The 20,428-nt window shown below is 59.9% G+C and carries 16 protein-coding genes; 7 read left to right on the top strand and 9 right to left on the bottom strand.

The window, feature by feature from the left end; translation table 11 throughout:
* Positions 1 to 5 precede the first annotated feature (5 nt).
* Positions 6 to 1,211, bottom strand: a complete 1,206-nt coding sequence (locus AB6B39_RS03140; protein WP_284371718.1) for a tetratricopeptide repeat protein — start codon at positions 1,209 to 1,211, stop codon at positions 6 to 8.
* 73 nt (positions 1,212 to 1,284) lie between these two features.
* Positions 1,285 to 2,514 (bottom strand): argininosuccinate synthase, encoded by a 1,230-nt coding sequence (locus AB6B39_RS03145; RefSeq protein WP_284371720.1) that lies wholly within the window; start codon positions 2,512 to 2,514, stop codon positions 1,285 to 1,287.
* 115 nt (positions 2,515 to 2,629) lie between these two features.
* Between AB6B39_RS03145 and AB6B39_RS03150 the strand changes: the two genes are divergently transcribed.
* Genes AB6B39_RS03150 through AB6B39_RS03160 form a run of 3 tightly spaced genes read left to right on the top strand, consistent with a single transcriptional unit; the run spans position 2,630 to position 5,503 of the window.
* Positions 2,630 to 4,240, top strand: a complete 1,611-nt coding sequence (locus tag AB6B39_RS03150; protein ID WP_284371723.1) for a lysine--tRNA ligase — start codon at positions 2,630 to 2,632, stop codon at positions 4,238 to 4,240.
* A gap of 54 nt (positions 4,241 to 4,294) precedes the next feature.
* Positions 4,295 to 5,056 (top strand): tetratricopeptide repeat protein, encoded by a 762-nt coding sequence (locus tag AB6B39_RS03155; protein ID WP_284371725.1) that lies wholly within the window; start codon positions 4,295 to 4,297, stop codon positions 5,054 to 5,056.
* A gap of 21 nt (positions 5,057 to 5,077) precedes the next feature.
* Entirely contained in the window at positions 5,078 to 5,503 is a 426-nt protein-coding gene (locus tag AB6B39_RS03160; RefSeq protein WP_284371727.1) for a hypothetical protein, read from the top strand.
* Here the strand turns inward: AB6B39_RS03160 and fghA are convergent.
* From fghA to rlmN, 5 genes are all read right to left on the bottom strand, one after another.
* Complete coding sequence (fghA, locus tag AB6B39_RS03165) at positions 5,500 to 6,327, bottom strand: S-formylglutathione hydrolase (RefSeq protein ID WP_284371729.1); 828 nt, start codon at positions 6,325 to 6,327, stop codon at positions 5,500 to 5,502. The two genes, AB6B39_RS03160 and fghA, sit on opposite strands and share 4 nt — an antisense overlap.
* A gap of 2 nt (positions 6,328 to 6,329) precedes the next feature.
* A complete protein-coding gene (locus AB6B39_RS03170) occupies positions 6,330 to 6,704 on the bottom strand; it encodes a VOC family protein (protein ID WP_284371731.1) in 375 nt (124 codons plus the stop codon).
* Between the two features lie 18 nt (positions 6,705 to 6,722).
* On the bottom strand, positions 6,723 to 7,397 hold the full coding sequence (locus AB6B39_RS03175; protein ID WP_284371733.1) for a hypothetical protein: 675 nt from the start codon (positions 7,395 to 7,397) through the stop codon (positions 6,723 to 6,725).
* A gap of 96 nt (positions 7,398 to 7,493) precedes the next feature.
* Positions 7,494 to 8,603, bottom strand: a complete 1,110-nt coding sequence (locus AB6B39_RS03180) for an S-(hydroxymethyl)glutathione dehydrogenase/class III alcohol dehydrogenase (protein WP_284371735.1) — start codon at positions 8,601 to 8,603, stop codon at positions 7,494 to 7,496.
* A 146-nt stretch (positions 8,604 to 8,749) separates the two neighbouring features.
* A complete protein-coding gene (gene rlmN / locus AB6B39_RS03185; RefSeq protein WP_284371738.1) occupies positions 8,750 to 9,943 on the bottom strand; it encodes a 23S rRNA (adenine(2503)-C(2))-methyltransferase RlmN in 1,194 nt (397 codons plus the stop codon).
* 222 nt (positions 9,944 to 10,165) lie between these two features.
* Between rlmN and AB6B39_RS03190 the strand changes: the two genes are divergently transcribed.
* The gene (locus tag AB6B39_RS03190; RefSeq protein ID WP_284371739.1) at positions 10,166 to 14,998 is read left to right on the top strand and encodes a beta strand repeat-containing protein; all 4,833 of its coding nucleotides are present in this window, start codon (positions 10,166 to 10,168) and stop codon (positions 14,996 to 14,998) included.
* Positions 14,999 to 15,072: 74 nt separating this feature from the next.
* Here the strand turns inward: AB6B39_RS03190 and apaG are convergent, their stop codons facing one another.
* Entirely contained in the window at positions 15,073 to 15,615 is a 543-nt protein-coding gene (gene apaG, locus AB6B39_RS03195; protein ID WP_371398688.1) for a Co2+/Mg2+ efflux protein ApaG, read from the bottom strand.
* A gap of 153 nt (positions 15,616 to 15,768) precedes the next feature.
* Here apaG and AB6B39_RS03200 point away from each other — a divergent pair, with 153 nt between their 5' ends.
* From AB6B39_RS03200 to AB6B39_RS03210, 3 genes are all read left to right on the top strand, one after another.
* Positions 15,769 to 16,827, top strand: coding sequence for a 2'-deoxycytidine 5'-triphosphate deaminase domain-containing protein (locus tag AB6B39_RS03200; protein ID WP_284371743.1), 1,059 nt, complete (start codon positions 15,769 to 15,771; stop codon positions 16,825 to 16,827).
* An 87-nt stretch (positions 16,828 to 16,914) separates the two neighbouring features.
* Positions 16,915 to 18,930: an alpha/beta hydrolase family protein gene (locus tag AB6B39_RS03205; protein ID WP_284371744.1), complete on the top strand. Its 2,016-nt coding sequence runs from the start codon at positions 16,915 to 16,917 to the stop codon at positions 18,928 to 18,930.
* Between the two features lie 34 nt (positions 18,931 to 18,964).
* A complete protein-coding gene (locus AB6B39_RS03210; protein ID WP_284371746.1) occupies positions 18,965 to 19,333 on the top strand; it encodes an alpha/beta hydrolase family protein in 369 nt (122 codons plus the stop codon).
* A 19-nt stretch (positions 19,334 to 19,352) separates the two neighbouring features.
* Here AB6B39_RS03210 and AB6B39_RS03215 read toward each other — a convergent pair whose 3' ends face one another.
* On the bottom strand, positions 19,353 to 20,291 hold the full coding sequence (locus tag AB6B39_RS03215; RefSeq protein ID WP_284371748.1) for a radical SAM protein: 939 nt from the start codon (positions 20,289 to 20,291) through the stop codon (positions 19,353 to 19,355).
* Positions 20,292 to 20,428: the final 137 nt, after the last annotated feature.

Here is a 20,428-nt window from a genome sequence, read left to right on the forward strand (position 1 = left end):
TCGTTCTAATTCTCCAGCGATCGCCGCGACTGACTATAGGCGGCCCGCAATCCGGCATATTTCGATGCAAGACCGATACAGTCCGGTGAGAGGGCTGCGCTTTTGACGTAATAGTCCGCCTGTTCATCGATCGTCGCATTCGCCAAATTGTCGAAGCCTGACCGCCCCGAACGATAAGCCCGTTCGCCAGAGGCTTCGTCGATATGGGGGGCCATAATGGGGAAATTCACCCGGACCCGCGCCAGCATTTCTCCTATCCGGCGGCCCTTCGTCTTCTGGTTTTCCGCATATTGCTTGCCTTCGGGAGTCAGGTAATCGGTAATCCGGTAAAGCAGCGCCATGCCGCCATCAAACTGACCGGCGCACTGCATGAAAGTCTCATATTCCGATTGGGGTACCTGCGCAGGTGGGAGGAAGAGGCCGGGCAGGGGCGCGGCATATTCCGGCGCAAGTTCGGGCCGCTGGTATGTCCGGGGTTTTGCAGGGACGGGCGGACAGGTCTTCGTCGTTTCATATGTCTGCGCCCACGCAAACACATTGTCCGACAGGGTCTGACCGTTCGTTCGTTGGGGTGATCGCAACGCGGCCAGAATGTCGTCGTAGAGAGCGGCACAGTCCTGATCGCTCATCCGGTCGGACCTGCCGGGAAAGTCCGATAATTCCATTTGCCTGTCTGAAGCGGGGAGGGTTCGACTACCCGTCGGGATTTCCGAGCAGGCCGCATCATATCCCAGATCACAGGCTTTTTTGAAGCTTACAAGCGCGGCGGCTTCGCTGGCCTTGACGCCCCGACCGTGGCGTTGTGCCAGCGCCAGATTGTTACAGCTGAGTCTGGAACGAAGCGCGCAGCCTTTCGCGTAATAGTCAAACGCCTTGTCATGGTTCATCGACCGGGTTTCCTGACCATGCTCATAGGCCCAACCGGATGCATCGCAGCCATAGGCTCCACCTGCATTGCAGGACTTTTCCGCCCAGTCGAGCTTGAGCGTAAACGCCTGATCGGCACTCAGCCCTCTGTCCCCGCCATGTTTGGCTACCGAGTCATAGTAATGCGCGAGCTGCTCACAGCTTGCCACCGAGCCGTTACCGCAACGCGCCTCCATCGCAGGCAGGCTGCTGGCCGGGATGCTCAAATGGTGCTGCGCCGCGCCTTGTGTGGCAGATAGAACGCTGACCGTAACGCTCAGCCAGAGAGTGAAACTAAAACGCATGGAGGTCCTCCCAGGGAAGGACTACAGAATCCGCTCCGGCGCGTCCCGTGACAAATCCTGTTAGCGGGCCCGTCTACCGGTTGAGACCAGCCTTGCGGTCGCGCGCTTTCAAGAGGCGAAGGCGCAGCGCGTTGATCTTGATGAACCCGCCCGCATCGGCCTGATCATAGACGTCGTCTTCCTCAAATGTGACGTGCTCCTGACTGTAGAGCGAATAGGGGGACGCCCGGCCGATAATGTCGCAATTACCCTTATAGAGTTTCAGCCGCACCGTGCCTGTCACCAGCTCCTGCGAGGCATCGATGGCGGCCTGCAGCATTTCGCGTTCCGGCGAGAACCAGAAGCCATTATAGATCAGCTCGGCATAGCGCGGCATCAACTCGTCCTTCAGATGCGCTGCACCCTTGTCCATGGTGATCTGCTCGATGCCGCGATGTGCCATGAGCAGGATCGTCCCGCCCGGTGTCTCATAGACGCCGCGTGATTTCATCCCGACAAAGCGGTTTTCCAGCAGGTCGAGACGACCGATTCCGTTTGATCCGCCGAGTTCGTTGAGGCGCGTCAGCAGGGTGGCGGGCGACAGGGCTTCGCCGTCAATGCTTACCGCATCGCCACGCTCGAACCCGACCTCGATGATCGTCGCTTTGTCGGGCGCATCCTCAGGGCTGACCGTGCGCTGATAGACATAGGCCGGCGCTTCGTCATTCGGGTCTTCCAGCACCTTACCCTCGGAGCTGGTATGCAGCAGGTTGGCATCGACCGAGAAGGGGGCTTCGCCGCGCTTGTCCTTGGCGATTTCGATGCCGTGCTTTTCAGCATATTCGATCAGCTTGCCCCTCGAATTCAGGTCCCATTCGCGCCAAGGGGCGATCACCTTGATGTCAGGATCGAGCGCGTAATAGCCGAGTTCGAACCGGACCTGATCATTGCCCTTTCCGGTCGCGCCGTGACAGACGGCGTCCGCGTCGACTTCGTGGGCGATCTCGATCTGACGCTTGGAAATGAGCGGTCGCGCGATCGACGTGCCGAGGAGGTAGAGGCCTTCATAGACTGTGTTGGCGCGAAACATGGGAAAGACGAAATCGCGGACGAATTCCTCGCGCAGATCGTCAATATAGATGTTCTCCGGCTTGACGCCCGCCGCCAGCGCTTTCTTGCGAGCGGGTTCCAGTTCTTCACCCTGACCCAGATCGGCGGTGAAGGTCACGACTTCGCAGCCTTTCTCTTCTTGCAGCCATTTCAGAATGATCGACGTGTCGAGACCACCGGAATAGGCGAGAACGACTTTCTTTGGTGCGGACATGAGGAGGCCTTCATCAAATTACAGGCGCGCAATAGCGCGCGCGGCGCTGGGCGCAAGCTGAGTGTGTTCAGCGACGTATATACATTCATCAAACATTCTCTTAAGCGCGCGCCCCATGATCGATCCAAAGAACATCAATCTCAAAGACCTCGACCCGGAATTCGCCAAATCCAAGGCCTGGCCGATCGAGGAGGCGCGCAATATTCTCAAGCGGCTCTTCATCCAAGGCAAGCGTGGCATTAAGCGCGACGGTCCCGTCGTGTTTGAAACGGGCTATGGCCCGTCCGGTCTGCCGCATATCGGGACCTTCGGCGAAGTCGTGCGTACAACCATGGTGCGCCATGCTTTCACGGCCATGACGGGCGGACAGATTCCGACGACGATCCTGTGCGTGTCCGACGATATGGACGGCATGCGAAAGATACCGGGGACGGTGCCCAATCCCGCAGCGCTGGAAGACCATTTGCAGCGCCCCCTGACCGCCGTACCCGACCCGTTCGGGACGCATGAAAGTTTCGGCGACCACATGAATGCGCGCTTGCAGAGCTTCCTCGATAGCTTCGGTTTCGACTATGAATTCCGCAGCGCGACTGCGCTTTACAAAGCGGGCGCTTATGATCCGTGGCTGCTCAAGACGCTCGAACACTATGATGCCATCATGGATGTCATGCTACCGACTCTGGGCGAGGAACGGCGCGCGACCTATTCGCCGATCCTCCCGATCAGCCCCGCCACGGGCCGGGTGCTCTATGTGCCGATGAAGGCCGTCGACGCCGAAGCCGGGACCGTCACTTTCGACGATGAGGACGGGAACGAAGTCACGATTCCGGTCACGGGTGGGCACGCCAAGCTGCAGTGGAAGCCTGACTTCGGCATGCGCTGGGCGGCACTCGGCGTGGACTTCGAAATGTTCGGCAAGGACCATCAGGACAATGCGCCGATCTATTCGCGCATCTGCAAAATTCTGGGTGGCGAACCGCCGGTGCAATATGTCTACGAGCTCTTCCTCGATCAGAAGGGCGAGAAGATTTCGAAGACCAAGGGTAACGGGATTTCGGTCGAGGACTGGCTGAAATACGCGCCCGCTGAATCGCTATCCCTGTTCCAGTATCTGCGCCCGCGCGTGGCCAAGAAGCTCTATTTCGACGTCATCCCCAAAATGGTCGATGAATATTACCAGCACCTCGCCGCCTATGCGGATCAGGACGAAAAGCAGCGGTTGAACAATCCGGTTTGGCACATTCATTCCGGTCAGCCGCCTGCCTATGTGCCGCCCCTGACCTATCAGCTCCTGCTCAATCTGGTCAGCGCCGCCAACGCGCCGTCCAAGGATACGCTATGGGGCTTCATCAAACGCTATGCGCCGGACGCGACGCCGGAAACCAACCCAGAACTTGACCGCCTGTGCGACTTTGCCATGGCCTATGCGCGTGATTTCCTGGTCAAGGACTACCGCGAACCCAGCGATGTGGAACGCGCCGCGCTGGTCGATCTGGCGACGCGGCTGCGGGCTGTGCCTGATGATCAGGCGCGCGACGGCGAAGCCCTGCAGACGTTGACCTTCACGGTCGGGAAGGACCACGCATTTGAGAATTTACGCGACTGGTTCACCGCCATCTACGAAGTCACGATGGGTCAGAGTCAGGGGCCAAGGTTCGGCTCGTTCGTGGCGATCTACGGGCCAAGCGAGACGGCTGACATGATCGAGATGCGTCTCGGCGGATGATCAAAGCTGCGTCAGCATCGTCCGTCCCGGCATGATCCGTGCTATGAGAAAGCCATGTTGAGGCTTTGTTTTCTTTTCCTGCTGCTGATCACGACGCCTGCTGCCGCGTCGGATGCCGCCCGCGCACTGCTGCATCAGGGCGAGTATGAGGCCGCGCGTGCCGCCGCTCTCGACGCGAACACTGTGGACGGGCTGAATGTCGCCGCAGAAGTCATGGCGGCAGAAATCATGCTGATGACGATCCGTGATGCCAAGGACCATGCAAAGGACGCGATCGATCTGACTGATGACGCGCTGGAGCGCGACCCCGGCAATATCGAAGCCCTGTTCCTGCGCGCTCTGCATACAGGGTTCCGCACCCGTAGCAGCAGCGCCTTCGCTATCGTTCTCAAGGGACTGATCGGCGATACTTATGATGCGATACAGGCGTTCGAAGCCGCCGCGCCGGGTGACCCACGCGCCGATGCGCTTTACGGGGCCTGGCACCTGGGCATTGTCCGCGCTGCGGGTGACGGCAAGTTCGGGGCTTCGCTCGGCGAAGGCATGTCCTATTATGATGCCGCCGTCGCGGCCATGCCGGACGATATTGTCGTCCTCGGCAATTACGCTTTTTCGCTGATCGTCATGGATGAACCGGCGCTGCTGCCGCGCGCGACAGAACTTCTGCAGCAGATCGACGCTGCGGAACCGGACGGCGCGACCGAGACCGAGACACGCCAGCGTATGCTGAGCCTGCTCGCCGTGATCGATGATCCGGATACGCTGCGAACGCGTGCCGACGGGCTTCTCAACACTGAAGAAACTGATACGGATTAGGGCCGGGGTCTAGGGGGCATCATGTATACAGTCGAACTCGCCTGGTTCTGTTTCGATTTGCCTGACCACGCTACGGTCGAGGCCCATACATCGCCGCCCAATCCGCTTTTTCCCGATAGCCGGGTGACGACGCGCTGGATCATCAGTCTGGAGCGCTACGCGATTACGGCCTATCTGAGTGCGACGCGCGACCTGACCGAATTGAGCCGGATGGCGGCGGACGGGTCCAATATGCGGGCCGAACCGTTCGACCGGGGCGGAATTCCCGGCATGCGTTACGGGGCCTATGATCGGGACAGGACGCAGATCGACTGGTGGTTCTACCTGCACGGGCTGACCCTGTCGCTGAGCCTTGAAGCCAAGGCCTATCCAAAAACGCTTCCGACCGAAGCGGAACGACTGGAACATGCGACGATCATCGACAGTGTCCGGCGGGTTGGACGTTAGGCTTTCAATCGGACTGCATGCCAGCGCACATGCGCCGCCATGAATGTGCTGATGAAATAATAGGAATGGTCGTAGCCGGGTTGTAGATTGAGCGTAAGCGCGATCCCGGCATCGGAACAGGCCGCCTGCAGCGTGTCGGGTTGCAACTGTTCGCTCAGAAACGGATCGGCCTCACCCTGATCGATCAGAATCTCCGGAACGCGCGCCCCGTCTTCGATCAGCGCGACGGCGTCATAGGCTCGCCAGGCCGCGCGGTCATCGCCAAGATAGCCGCTCAAGGCCTTCTCGCCCCAGGGACAGTAGATCGGATGACAGATCGGCGCGACGGCGGACAGGGAACGGAACCGGTCCGGATGGCGTAAGCCCATAGTCAGCGCGCCATGTCCGCCCATGGAATGGCCGGTGATCGCTTGCCGGGACATATCGGCGGGGAATTGTGCAGCGACAAGGGCGGGCAGTTCGTCCTCGATATAGGTCCGCATCTGGAAATGCTCGGCCCAAGGCGCTTGCGTGGCATCCACATAAAAGCCCGCGCCCTGTCCGAAATCATAGGCATCGTCATTGGGAACAGCGTCGCCGCGCGGGCTTGTATCCGGCGCGATGAAGATGATCCCGGCCTCCGCGCAGGCCGCGCGATATTCGCCCTTTTCCGTCACATTGGCGTGGGTGCAGGTCAGGCCCGACAGATACCAGAGTACGGGAAACGGGCCGTCACCATCAGGTACGAAAACGGAAAAGACCATCTCCGTCCCCGTGGCAGAACTGGTGTGCGAATAAACGCCTTGCGTCCCGCCATGGGCGCGCGCCGTGGAGCGTGTGTCCACGATCAGCTGGACACGAAGGCGCAGATCTTGTTGCCATCGGGATCGCGCAGGTAGGCGCCATAGGGATCGCCGGGTGCGCCCTTGCGCGGCCCCGGTTCGCCTTCGCAGGCGCCGCCATGGGCGCAACCCGCCGCATGAAAGGCATCGACCTGTTCGGGTGTTTCGGCTTTGAACCCGATCGTGCCGCCATTGGCAAAGGTAGCGGCTTCGCCGTCACGCGGTTTGCCGACGCCGAACGCGCCAGATCCGCCCATTGAGCCGTAAAAGGCCCGGTCACCCATATTGCGCCCCTGAATGCCGAGCGCACCCAGCGCCGCATCATAAAAAGCGATCGATCGCGCGGGGTCATTAGCCCCGACCATGACGTGTGTGAACATTGCGTTCTCCCTCTATAATTATCTGCAAACACCTGCGATTGCCAGACTTTCGGCAAGCAACGCATCCGTTGGGCGGAGCGCACCGACTTCCTGATAGACCTGATTGGATAGCACGGTTTTCATGCGATCGGTTATGATTTGCCCATCTGGACCGAATAATTCCATGTCGGCATCGATCGACAGGGCTTGGCCATTCCTGTCCGTCAGACCGCGCACCATTTGGCGGGCAATGCGGTCGGGGCAGTTGCAGGACCGGCATTGCTCATCCGAAGGAACACCGTTTTCGGGTTTCTGACAGACAGGTCCGGCATGATTTTCTGGCGGTCGCGCCCCATCCTCACAGGATTTCGCCCAGCCCTTTCTGACAGCGCCCGAACCCAGCGTGTCACACCATGGGGAGTAACGTTCCGCTACAGCCAGTGCCGAAACGGCCTGATAGCGCTTTTTCTTGCTACAGAGATCGCGCATTTTGGCGCGGAGTGAAAATTTAGGATGGGAGAAGGCCGTATGGTTGTCACCGTCCTGGCCAACCGACCCGTTCCAGATGGCGGGCACCTGTTTCATGCAGACATAATTGTTCAGCTTGATGCATCGCTGATATTTATGCGCTTTCGCGCCATCCACACCCAGCAGCGCCTCCCCCTGCATCAGCATGCTGCCCGCATTGTCAGACCAGTTTTTTACCTTGGTCACGGTTTGGGCCGCGGCGGGGACAGACAAGAGCAATCCGGCAATCAATAGGCATGCGCTAATCAAGATGTTTCGTGTCATGTCGCCCTCCAGAGTCCCTCAATAAACAATCACGCTGCGAATGCTCTCGCCCGCATGCATCAGGTCGAAGGCCTTGTTTATGTCCTCTAGCCCCATTGTGTGGGTGATCATCGGGTCGATTTCGATTTTTCCGTTCATGTACCAGTCGACGATTTTCGGCACGCCGGTGCGGCCCTTGACGCCGCCAAAGGCCGTGCCTTTCCAGACGCGGCCCGTGACCAGCTGGAACGGGCGCGTGCTGATTTCCTTGCCCGCTTCCGCCACACCGATCACGACCGAGACGCCCCAGCCGCGGTGGCAAGCTTCGAGCGCGTCGCGCATCACGGTCGTATTGCCGGTCGCGTCAAAGGTGAAATCGGCCCCGCCATCCGTCAGCGCGACGAGGTGCTCGACCAGATTGCCGTCTACGCGCTTCGGATTGACGAAGTCGGTCATTCCGAAACGCGCGCCCCAGTCGCGCTTGTCATCATTGATATCGACACCGACAATCTGACCCGCCCCAACCAGTCGCGCCGCCTGAATGACGTTCAGCCCGATCCCGCCGAGCCCGAACACGATGACGCTGTCACCCGCTTTCACATTCGCCGTATTGGTCACCGCGCCCACACCTGTCGTCACGCCGCAACCGATATAGCAGCTCGTCTCGAAGGGTGCGTCGGTGCGGATCTTCGCGACCGCGATGTCCGGCAGAACCGTAAAATTCGAAAAGGTCGAACAGCCCATATAGTGATAAATGGTCTGACCCTTGTAGGAAAAGCGCGATGTGCCGTCTGGCATCAGCCCCTTGCCCTGCGTCGCGCGGATGGCGGTGCAGAGATTGGTCTTGCCTGACAGACAGCTTTTGCACTGGCGGCATTCTGGCGTGTAAAGCGGGATGACGTGGTCGCCGGGTTTCACGGAGGTCACACCCGTGCCGACCTCCCGCACAATACCGGCCCCTTCATGTCCGAGTATGCTCGGGAACAGGCCTTCGTTGTCCAGCCCGTCCAGCGTGTAGGCATCCGTATGACAGACGCCCGTCGCCATGATCTCGACCAGCACCTCGCCGGGTTGCGGGCCTTGCAGGTCCAGTTCGACGATTTCGAGAGGTTGCTTCGGAGCGAAGGCGACGGCGGCTCTGGTTTTCATGAGGACAAAGCTAGCATCAAACGCCAGAGCTCGACCACAGCTTTTCTTCCCGATAGGGTCTCCGGCGCAGCCGGAAGAAAAGCTCTATCGCGACTCCAGCGATATGCGGCGACAGCCGCAATCCGTGACTGCGCGCCTGATACGATCTACGTCGCGGCCCGTTCTGCCTTCCGCTTATCGCTTGCCCGTTGCTTCTCGCTTTCACTCTTCAACTGCCCACACGCGGCCATGATGTCTTCGCCGCGGGTTTTGCGGATCGGGGCGGCGAGGCCGGCCTTTTTCAGACGGCGGGCGAAGTCCTCGATGACATCCATGTCGGAACATTCATAGGGGCTGCCTGGCCAGGGATTGAACGGGATCAGGTTCACCTTGGCCGGTATGCCCTGTAGCTTGGTAATCAGGTTGCGGGCGTGCTGAGGGCTGTCATTCACGCCCTTTAGCATCACATATTCAAACGTTATCCGCTTGGCGTTCGACAGCCCCGGATAGTCGCGACAGGCCTGCAGCAATTCGTCCAGCGGATATTTCCTGTTGATCGGCATGATCTTCGTGCGCGTCTCATCATCAGCGGCGTGCAGGCTGATCGCCAGCATCGGATTGGCTTCGCCGACCTTGGCAATGTCCGGCACGACTCCACTGGTCGAAACCGTGATGCGCCGGCGACCGATGGAGAGGCCCTGATCATCGCTGATCAGGTCGATCGAGGCGATCACATTGTCGGTATTATAAAGCGGTTCACCCATGCCCATGAAGACGATATTGACCAGTTTCCGGTCCTCGCCATGCGCCCAATCGGTCGCGTCGGTTCTATTGGCCGTCGGCCATTCCTTCAGGTCGTCGCGACAGACCATGACCTGCAAGACGATTTCGGCAGGCGTGAGATTGCGGACCAGACGCTGGGTTCCGGTGTGGCAGAAGGTGCAGGTCAAGGTGCAGCCGACCTGGCTCGATACGCAGAGCGCGCCGGATCGCGACACATCCGGGATGAAGACGGTTTCGACTTCGATGCCCGGCGCCATGCGGATCAGATATTTCCGCGTACCGTCTTCGCTGACCTGACGTTCGATCACGTCTGGCCGCTCCAGCGTGAAATAATCCGCCATCCGGGCGCGAAAGCCCTTGGCGATATTGGTCATCTGGTCGAATTCGGTCGCGCCCCAGTGATAGACCCAGTTGAAGATCTGGTTGGCGCGCATGCGCACCTTTTTGGGCTCGATGCCCATCTCGATCAGGTGATCGCCGATTTCGGCGCGGCTCAGCCCGGGCAGGCGGACCCGTCCATCCGCCGTGCGTCCGGCAAGCGGCGTTTGGGCCATCCTATCAATAAGTGTCGCTGACATGTTGGTCCGCCTATAGGCCAGGGACTGTTTGATGGCCAGACAGGCCAGCAGGTTGCGGTCTCGGAGTAATCGATCACGTCCAGCCGACTCCTGCTTGAGATCCGGACGGTCCAGCGAACAGTCCAAGCCAAGGCTTAATCTATGACAGGCCTCGGAAATTAACTTGCAGACACTCCCCGTCTGCTGCAACCTGAAGGCGATCAACACCCGACGGAGCCCGCCATGACCAACTCTCTAGCCCGAACCATGGTTATCGGTGCATCGGCCATCGCCCTTGTCTGTGCCCTCGAGACAAGCGCCTTTGCCCAGACGGTCGTTGTGTCAGACACTGACGACATCACGATCGACAATGACGATCCGATCACGATGCCGGCGGATACCATGCAGTTCGGAACGAGCGGGCCGACCCTGCGAGTGGGTCTGGGCGCCCACACGCGAACAGGCGACATCACGATCGTCAATGACGGCGTCATCACGCTGGGTGATGCCGATGCAGGTATCTATGCCACGACCAGCAATGGCGGGAATATCACGGTCACGAACAATGCCGATATCACCATGACGGGTGCAGGGGGCACCGGGATAGGCGTCCGGCACAGCCGGTCCGGCGGCGACGATGAAGGTCTGATCACGATTACCAACACAGCCGATATCGTTGCGAATGGTGGCGGTGCCAATACATGGGCCATCAACGCTTTTTCCGAAGCCGGAGGCGGTATCAACATCGTCAATAGCGGGGACTTGACCGGGGGCGGCGACGCCAACCTATCAGGTGTCATTAATGCTCAGAACGCCATTGGCGGCGGGCCGATCAATATCGACACGACCGGTACGCTGACGATGACCGGCGCAGGCGCCGCCATCCGGGCGATTGCCGACGGAGGCGACGTGAATGTCACCTTCGATGGGGTCGTGCGCGGCGCGCGCAGCAGCGATTTCGACCGCGCGATCTTCATCAATGCATCCGGCAATGTGACGCTGAACGCTTCGGGGCGGTTCGACGATGGCTATGGCGCCGCCATTATTTCGCGCGGAGGCACCATCACCGCCAATCTCAATCTTATCGCGACAGGTGACCTGTCATTTAATTCTAATTCGGGGGGCGGCACGACCGTCACCGTCGCGCAAGGCTCCGATCTGGGCGCGATGTACTTTTTCGGTAGCACGGCCTCCGTCACCAATAGCGGTGCGGTCCGGCAGATCAATGTCCCAAGGTTCAGGAATGGCCCAAACCGGGAACTCGGAAATATCGCTATGTCGATCGTGAACCAGGCAAGTGGTGTTCTGGGTAGTACAACTGTGTCAGATCCGGCCCGTCCGGGTGCTGTCAACGTGACGACCAATCGCGGCGACACGACGCTGGATAATTACGGTCGCATCGTCGATGACCTCCTCTTCGGGATTGGGAATGACAGGGTTCTGATGCGAAGCGGGTCCGTGATGTCCGGCACGGATCTGGAGGTTCGCCTCGGCAACGGCAATGACATTTTCATTATCGAAAACGGGGCGCAGATCGATGCGGACGTCTATGGTGGCGACGGCACGGACGGGATCGAACTGCGCGGCGGTACGGGCACCAATACTGTCGACCTCAGCCGCTTCTTCGAATTTGAAAGCGTTGCTCTTGACGCGAATGTCTGGGCCTTTGATTCCACGTCCAGCCTGCCCCTCTTCGTGCTGAACGGTTCGACCTTGCGCGGGCAGAGCGGAACCCTCGTAACGGTGGCGGCGCCGACAACCCTGCAGGGTTTTGGGACGATCGACGGTGCCTTGTCGCTGCTCGGCAATCTGTCGCTGGGCTCGCCCGGCGGCTCGACCTTCGGCCTTCTGCGCGTCAATGAAGATCTGACCATCGGCAGCGGTTCGACCCTGATTTTCGACTTTTCAAACACGGAACAGGATCTGATCCAGGTTCTGGGCAATCTGGTGATCCAAAGCGGCGCCGGCCTGGACGTCAATCTGCTCAACGGCGCGACCTATTCGGACGGGATGACGCGTGACATCATCCAGATGCTGAGCGGCGGAACCATTACGGGGGCCTCCAATTTTATCGTCACACTGAATGGCGGGGCAGGATTTACCGGTACGACCTCGGTGTTCGGTAATGGCGCACTCGGCCTGACGGTCAGGAGCGACATGCCGCCACCCCCGCCGCCAACGACCTCCGACAAGGTGAAGGTCACGACGAGCGACGATATCTCAATCACCAATTCCGACGCCGTAAACACGCTCGAAACCGTCATGTCGCCGAACACGAATCTGTCGATCAGTACGGTCGTGGGCGGACTCAGCCAGTCGGGCGATGTCGCGATCACCAATCGCGGAGCGGTCACGGCCAATTCGAGTTCCGCGTTCCTGGTCCACGGAATCTACGCTGAAACCGCCGGGGACAGCACCCTATCGATCACGAATGAGGCCGATATCAGCGCGAACAGCCAGGCGGGCGCATTCGGTGGCACGGGCATCGGGATCCGGGCGAGGGCCGAAGACGGGAACATCTTCATTTCCACGTCGGGTACCATCAACGCCAGTGGTCGGACCACGCAGGCGATCCAGGCCTCGACGACCGGCAGCGGCGACATTTCCATCATCAACCGGGGCGCTCTGAATTCCAATTCGAATGAAGTTTTCCAGATCAATGATGTCATTCAGGCGGTGGCATCGGGCACGGGAGACATATCCATCGACACGGTCGGCACGCTCAGCCTGAACGGGACGGGCGACGGGATATCCGCGCGGACGGAATCGGGTGACATCGACATCGTGTTCGACGGTGCAATACAATCCAGATTGTCGGGTGGTATCGAAAGCCAAGGCGTGGACGCCGTCACACAGAGTGGCAACATCACCGCCAATCTGACGGGAATTTTTAATAGTCACGGCTTCAATCTTTTTTCGGACAGCGGAACTGTCGACGCATCGATCAACCTGACATCTTCTGCGCTTCATGAGGTGGCAGGTCGCACGATCAACCTCGATATCGGTAGCGCCAGTGACTTGGGACAGATCAGCCTGCGGCCCAGAGGCGGCGACACGACCGTGTCCAATAGCGGAAATGTCGACACATTCCTGCTGTTCGGCGATCAGGGGAATTTCGAGATCGTCAATGCCGCAAGCGGGGTTCTGGGTTCGCAGCAAACACCGAACTTTCAACGCACGAATATCGCCATCAATGGCCAGGCCATCACGTCGACGGATACGAGCATTACCGTCAGAAACGCCGGACTGATCCAGAACGAGGTCTTTCTCGGACTGGGTCGTGACGCATTTTACGCCATGTCAGGGTCGATCGTGACCGGCTTGGATGGATTCAACAATATCCGTCTGTTGCAGGGCAATGACCTGTTCGTCCACCAATCCGGGGCCACGATCAATTCCTTCATCCTGGGCGGTGACGGCACGGACACATACAGGCTCGAGGACGGGAACGGCTTCAGTATTGTCGATCTCGACCGCATCCGGCAGTTCGAAGTTCTGGAAATCGCGTCGGGTCTCTGGGAAACGGACGGCACGGCCACTTTCGACACGATCAATCTCAACGGCGGCGCTTTCCGGGTGGCGAGCGGCGATACGATCGTTACGACGGCAGGCGGACTGTTCACGGTCGGCACGGATGCAATCCTGGAAGGGGCAGGCACGATCAGGTCCGACCTTCTGCTGAACGGTACGCTGGCACCCGGCGATGGCGGGTTCGGCGTGATGATCATCGACCGGGACCTGACCATCGGCAGTGGCTCGACCCTGATCTTCGACTATTCCGACAGCGATCAGGATTTTGTCCAGGTCGGCGGCAATCTGATCGTCGAAAGCGGCGCCCAGCTCGATGTGAATCTGTTTGATGGTGCCACCTATGCGGATGGGCAGACACGCGAAGTCATCCAGATGACGGGCGGCGGTTCGATCACGGGCGCGTCCAATTTCGACGTCACGCTCAACGGCACATCGGACTTTACCGGTGCGACATCCGTGTTCGATAGCGGTGCGCTCGGCCTGACGGTCTCTTCCAACGCCGCGCCTCCGCCGCCACCGCCACCGCCCGTGGTCACACCGGAGCCGCCGCAAGTCGGAGGTGGCGATGATGGCGGCGGCGGCGGGGCCGCTGTCATTGCCGGGGTTGCCGCCGGGGCGGCGATCATCTGGGTGCTATCGCAGAACAATGCGCTGGATTTCATTGACGCGCCGACGGTCAATCTCTGGAATCGGGGCGCGACGACCGATCCACTGGGCGGTACGGCAGGCAGTTCAGTGTCCGCCTTCGCAACCGGCGGCGAGACAGGGAACCTCACTGCATCCGCAGCAGGGCTGGGGACCAATCCGGCTCTGACCCAGACGGGCCTGACCCGCACTTACAGCTTGGTCGGCGGGGAGATTGCCTGGGGCCGCCTCGCCTTCGGTGCCGATTTCGCTCTGGCCGACCAGATCGACCAGTCGGCTGGTGCGGCCCGATCGCAGGCGTCCGCCCTGCAGACACGATCGCTCGGCCATGCGCTCTATACGCGTCTGGATCTGGGTTTCGGGCAGAGTGCGGTCGCCGGATTGTCCGCCGCGCGCGACGACGAGACGCTCCGCAATTTCGCCTTCGGTACGCAAGAGGGGATCAGTCGGCGCGCCTTGTCCGAGGACCGGCGACATTTGTCTCTGTCCGGACGGTATGATCTCGGTCCAGCCTTGCTGCGCACCCGGTTGGGACTGCGCGAAACGGACCAGGCGCTCGGCGCCTTCGGACGTCAGGGCGCGCGGACGTCTCATTCGCAGGTCTGGAGCGCGGGCGCGGAACTGTCATCGCGGTTCGAGCTTCCGGTGGGACAGATGCAGGCCGTCATCGGCGCCGGTCTGGATGATATCGACCGGATGAGCGATTACGGGGCTTTCGGTGTGCGCGATGAAGGCCAGACCCGTCACATCACCGCCGCCGCTCGCTGGGCGGTGGATGGGCGTTCCAGCGCGCAGCTGACCCTGCGCCATCAGACCGGTCGGTGGATCGACCCCGTCAACTTCACCTTCGAACCGGCGCCTGCCATCACGGCCAGTCTCAACCTCAAGGCAGACTTCTAGGGGACAGGTATCGAAAGGGTTTCAAGCTCAGGATCGGTTGATCCTGAGCCATGATAATGACCTAGGGTCAGGACCTAGTTGAAGAGGGTGCCTTCAAAGGGGCTGTCCAGAAGGAATACGGGGATGTCGATGTCATAGGGTTCGCCGGTTTCAGGCTCGACCCGGTAGGATCCGCTCATCATGCCGGACGGGGCCGACAGGGGCGCGCCGGATGTATAACGGAATTGCTCGCCCGCCTTGACGACGGGTGTTTCACCGACGACGCCCTGGCCGCGGACTTCCTGAACCTGGCCCCGGCTATCAGCGATGTGCCAGTAGCGTCCGGTCACGCGCAGATCATGGGCGGACTGATTGTCGATCTCGACCGTATAGGCCCAGATGAAGCGCCCATCGGTCGGGCTGCTCTGCTCGGCCAGATATTCGGGCTCGACCCGAACGATCACATCTTTCGTGCGCTGTTCATATTGACCCGGTAAACCGGAAATCGCCATCGTATCGACCGCGTCTGACGCGCCGTCGCCCAGTGACTTGTCCATTACACCCTCCCTCATCCGGCCCGGCGCATCCCCCCGCACACCACAATCCAGATTGTCGCAGGCTTTCACGATGATGAACATCTTGCAACTATTTTACCCTGCTTGGCCCCATCTTTTCGCAGTGCGCGCGTGACAGGCGAAGCGAAAAGTGGCGGTCCATCTTGTCAAATCGGTCCACGACTGGCGTGTCTCGACGGCTTGAGCGACCCCGGTCGCCGCCTTAAGGCAGAAGGTATGATCCTGCCCTCTCAGCAGATCGCCGCTCTGATCGAAGGCGGCCATGTCCGCATGCCGGATGCGCCTGATGGCGGCCCCGTCGGCCTGTCCATGGGGCAAGACGGAACCGGTTTGCCGCCCACGCTGCAACCGGCTTCGCTCGACCTGACGCTGGGTCGCAGGGCCTACCGCATGCGGGCCTCCTTTCTGCCGGGCGCAGGTGGCCGGGTCGCGGACGGGATCGATGCGTTGTGCCTGCACGAAATCGATCTGGACGCCGGGGCCGTGCTGGAAACGGGATGTATCTATCTAATCGAACTGGGCGAGGCGCTGAATCTGCCGGAAACTTTATCCGCAGTCACGAATCCCAAAAGCTCGACGGGGCGGCTGGATGTCTTTGCGCGCGCCATCGGCGAGGCATCTGACCGGTTCGATGCGCTCCCGGCGGGCTATGAAGGGCCGCTCTGGCTCGAGGTCGCGCCGCGGACCTTTCCGATCCTAGCGCGGACAGGGGATCGTCTGTCACAGATCCGGTTCCGCGAAGGCGCAATGAAACCGGTCGGCCATCAGACCGTCTCCGTCGATCTATCCTCGGATAAGGATATTGTCGGCTACCGCGCGCGGCGACATTCCGGTCTGGTCGATCTGCGCGGTGTCGGCGCACACGCCGCGCTGGATTATTGGGAACCGGTTCGCCTGACGGAGATGGCTGGTGAGAAAGGCGGTTTGATCCTCGAGCCCGAAGAATTCTACATATTAGCGAGCCGTGAAGCGGTCGAAATTCCGGTCGATCAGGCCGCCGAAATGGCCCCGATCGATACGGAAATCGGGGAGTTCCGGGCCCATTATGCCGGGTTTTTCGATCCCGGTTTCGGTGTCGCGGCAGCGGGGGGCTCAGGCAGTCGCGCCGTCCTCGAAGTGCGCGGTCGCGACGTACCGTTCCTACTATCGCACGGGCAGCCCGTTGCCCATCTTGTGTTCGAACAGCTGTCCGCCACGCCGACATCGCTCTATGGCGCACATGGGAGTTCCTATCAGGCCCAAGGGCTGCGACTCTCCAAACATTTTGCCGCATAAAACATAGCAAAAGTTATCCAGACTGGGTTCAGGACTTGCAACCGCAGGTTATCGTTGCCACAATTGTGGTTGAACGAGGGGATAATCATGCGATTTTTTTCATCCGTCCTGATCGGCTTCGTCAGTCTCGCGGCGGCTTGGTTGTTGCTGGCTGTGCCCGCCCATGCTGCGCCGGATACGGATCTGTTCGGACAATTGCCGGCAGCTCATGACGCTGCATTATCGCCAGACGGATCACGGGTCGCCGTCATCCGGGCTGTCGACGGGAATTATATCGTCCAGGTCGTCAGTCTGGACGGAAAGCAATCATCGCGCGCGGATGCGCTGCAACTCGGCCCTGGCGCGAAACCGGAATGGGTTCGCTGGGCGAATAATAAGCGGGTTCTGGTTTCCTTCTGGGGCTCGACGGAGCTCAAGCCGCGATCCACCACGGGAAGCCGTATTAAGACGGCATCTTTTCACAGCAACAATCAGACAGAGGTGACCGTGACGGTCGCATCGATCTTTACCATCGATGCCGATACGCTCGAGGGTCAGATCCTGGTCATGCCGAGGGGCCTTCAGCAATATAACAACAATGTCCTGAACTGGTTGCATGACGATGAGGATCATATCCTTATGCAGTATGCAAGCGACGGCGAGAGCCAGATCTTCCCGGATGTCCGGCGTGTTCATGTTGCGACAGGCCGCGACAAGGTCGTCCATGCCGACCGGGATGATATAACCGACTGGATCACGACAACAGACGGGCAGGTCATTGCCGGTGTCGGTTTTGCCGATCGTAGCGGTAATATTCGCAAGGTGATCGTCCGGGACCCGAATAGCGGCAGTTTCAAAAATATGGACGAATATGCCGGCCTCGATACGGGCATGCAGATCGTATCCGGATTTCCGGACATGACCCGGATCGTGGTACGGGCCTATCGTGACAAGGAAACACAGGGCCTGCATGTCTATAATCTGGCGAAGCAGGCATTTGAGGACACACTCTTCCAAGACGATGTCTATGATGCGGGACAGCCAATTTTTTCCCGTGATGGCAGCAAGATCGTGGGCGCGACCCATATTGCCGACACGCCCGTCCGTACGCTTTTGCCGGAATATGGAACCGTCCTGAAAGAAGCGGAAAGCCAGCTCGATGGCTATGCGGTTCATTTCATCGATCAATCGGATGATGGGCAAACCATTCTGATCCGCGTCAGCAGCCCCTATGATCCCGGCGGGCTTTACGTCTATCGCTCTGGTCAGTCCTTTTCCGTTCTGGCGCAGAATTATCCGGGCATCGAACCGCAGCTACTGGGTGATGTGGTCTCGGTCCGCTATACGGCCCGGGACGGCGCCAAAATCCCGGCCTATGTCACGCTCCCCGCCGGTGTCCGTGACAATTCACAGCTGGATAATCTGCCCTTCATCGTCCTGCCCCATGGCGGGCCCTATGCGCGCGACTACCAGACATTTGACTGGCTGGCCCAGCTCTTTGCATCGCAAGGTTACGGTGTTCTGCAGATGAATTTTCGCGGCTCGACCGGATATGGCCAGACGTTCGAACAGGCTGGCCGGGATGACTGGACCGTCATTCAGAACGATGTCGAAGATGGGGCGCGCTATCTGATCGAGAAAGGCTATGCGGACCCGGATCGGCTCTGCATCGCCGGCTGGTCATTCGGGGGGTATGCGTCCCTGATGGGAGTCGCCAATGACCCGGACCTCTACCAGTGTGCCATTGCGGTCGCCGCGCTGACGGATGTCAAAGATTTCTACCAGAACAGCCGTAATTTCGCCTTTGGGCGTGGTGCAGCAAAGCGTTTCCTCGGCGGACTGCTGGAGGATGATGTCGTGCGGCGGGCCAACAACCCGGTAGACCGTGCAGACGATATCAATGTGCCTGTCCTGCTCGCGCATGGCACGCTTGATTCCGTCGTCAATCATGATCAGTTCGTTCTGATGCAAAGGGCACTGGGTTCACGCAAAGGTCTGATGGAACTGAGCTTCAAGGATGAGGACCACTATTTCAGCGATCAGGATAATCGCCAGAAACTGGCTGACGAAATGATCGACTTTGTCCGTGACTATCTCGGAAAGAGCAAATTCGCTGCGAAATAGCCGATCTGGTCTGCCTCTCTCCACCCACAGAGAGTTGACTGATATTCCTGAAGCGATTTCGGATGCTCGACGCTATGTCCGCGGCACCATCCGTGCTGAACGTACTTTCGGAACCCTGATGCGCGACAAGGCGCTGATGCGTGCCAACAACCCCGTCGACCGTGCCGACGATATTCAGGTGCCGGTCTTCATGGCGCACGGTACGCTGGATGCCTCAGTGCAGCATGACCAGTTCACCAAAATGCGGTCTCGCCTCGAGACGGCGGGAGTCAGTGGTGTCTATTTGAGCTTCGAAAATGAAGACCATTACATGTCCATGCAGGCGAACCGCCAGGCCATGGTCGCGGGCATGGCTGATTTTCTGCTTCGCGTGAACGGACCCAGCCCATTTGCGCCAGAATAGTCTTGCGCGACCAGAGCCTTCAGGCGGAACAGCTGGCCCCGCCGAGGACGCAGAACCTCGCGCAGTGGGGGTGATTGAGGGATACAGGCCCCGTCGCCTCCGCCAGCGTGCCGCCCATGTCGAATTGCGGATCGTCCCACAATAATGTGCAGGACAGCAGCCGGGCGGTCGCTTCGCCGCGACGACGCACAACCATTCGCGACGAGGCGCACATCATGCTGCGGGGATCGACGGACAGAATGTCCCAGCATGCCGTCGTGATTTCGGGCACGTCGAGCCGCTCGTCCATTTCCGGAAACAGCATCAGGGTGGCCGGATTATCCGCATCGATATCCCAGCCATGCGCTGCAATCAGGGCGCGGTAGCCCTCACGGGCCGTAGCTTCGGAGTCAGTGAACGCGGCGCGACCCGCAATATGCAGATCGAATCCGTGCGATGCGAGCCAGTCCATTCCGATCAGGGCTTTGGCGAAGGCGCCCTCGCCGCGCTCAGTATCGTGCCCCGCGGCGGTGTAATGGTCGAGGCTGACACGTAGCGTAATGCGGTCCGGAAAACGGCGGGCCAGACCCAGCAGACCGTCCTGCACGCGGGAGCGCATCATGGGCCGCATGGCATTGGTCAGGATCAGCAGGCTGTGGCCGCGGCTCAGTGCCATGTCGCAAAGCTCGATAATGTCAGGGTTGAGGAAAGGCTCGCCGCCGGTCAGGCCGATCTCCACATCTGTCGAGAGGGGGGCGATTTCGTCCAATAGCGGCGCCACGTCTTCCGGTGTCAGGTAGACAAAGTGATCGGCCGTGGGGCTGCTCTGAATATAGCAGTTGGCGCACGCAATATTGCATAGCGATCCGGTGTTCAGCCACAGTGTTCTAAGCTGGTCGAAGGCAACGATCGCGCGGCTTTCACCTTGCGCGGTGATAAGGGGATGGCGAAATTTGGCCGGATCGATTGGAGCATTCATGCGCCTTGCCTAGCAGGCTGCATCGGGTCTGCCGCCATATTTTTGCTTCAATCCGCTCAAATCGTGTCAAAAAGGCGCGCCAACGCTGTGGCAAAGTGAGTTGCAATCAGTTTGCGAAGTCTCAATAAGGTTCAGGC

It is taken from the genome of Algimonas porphyrae, assembly GCF_041429795.1.
GTDB classification, from domain to species: Bacteria; Pseudomonadota; Alphaproteobacteria; order Caulobacterales; family Maricaulaceae; genus Litorimonas; species Litorimonas porphyrae.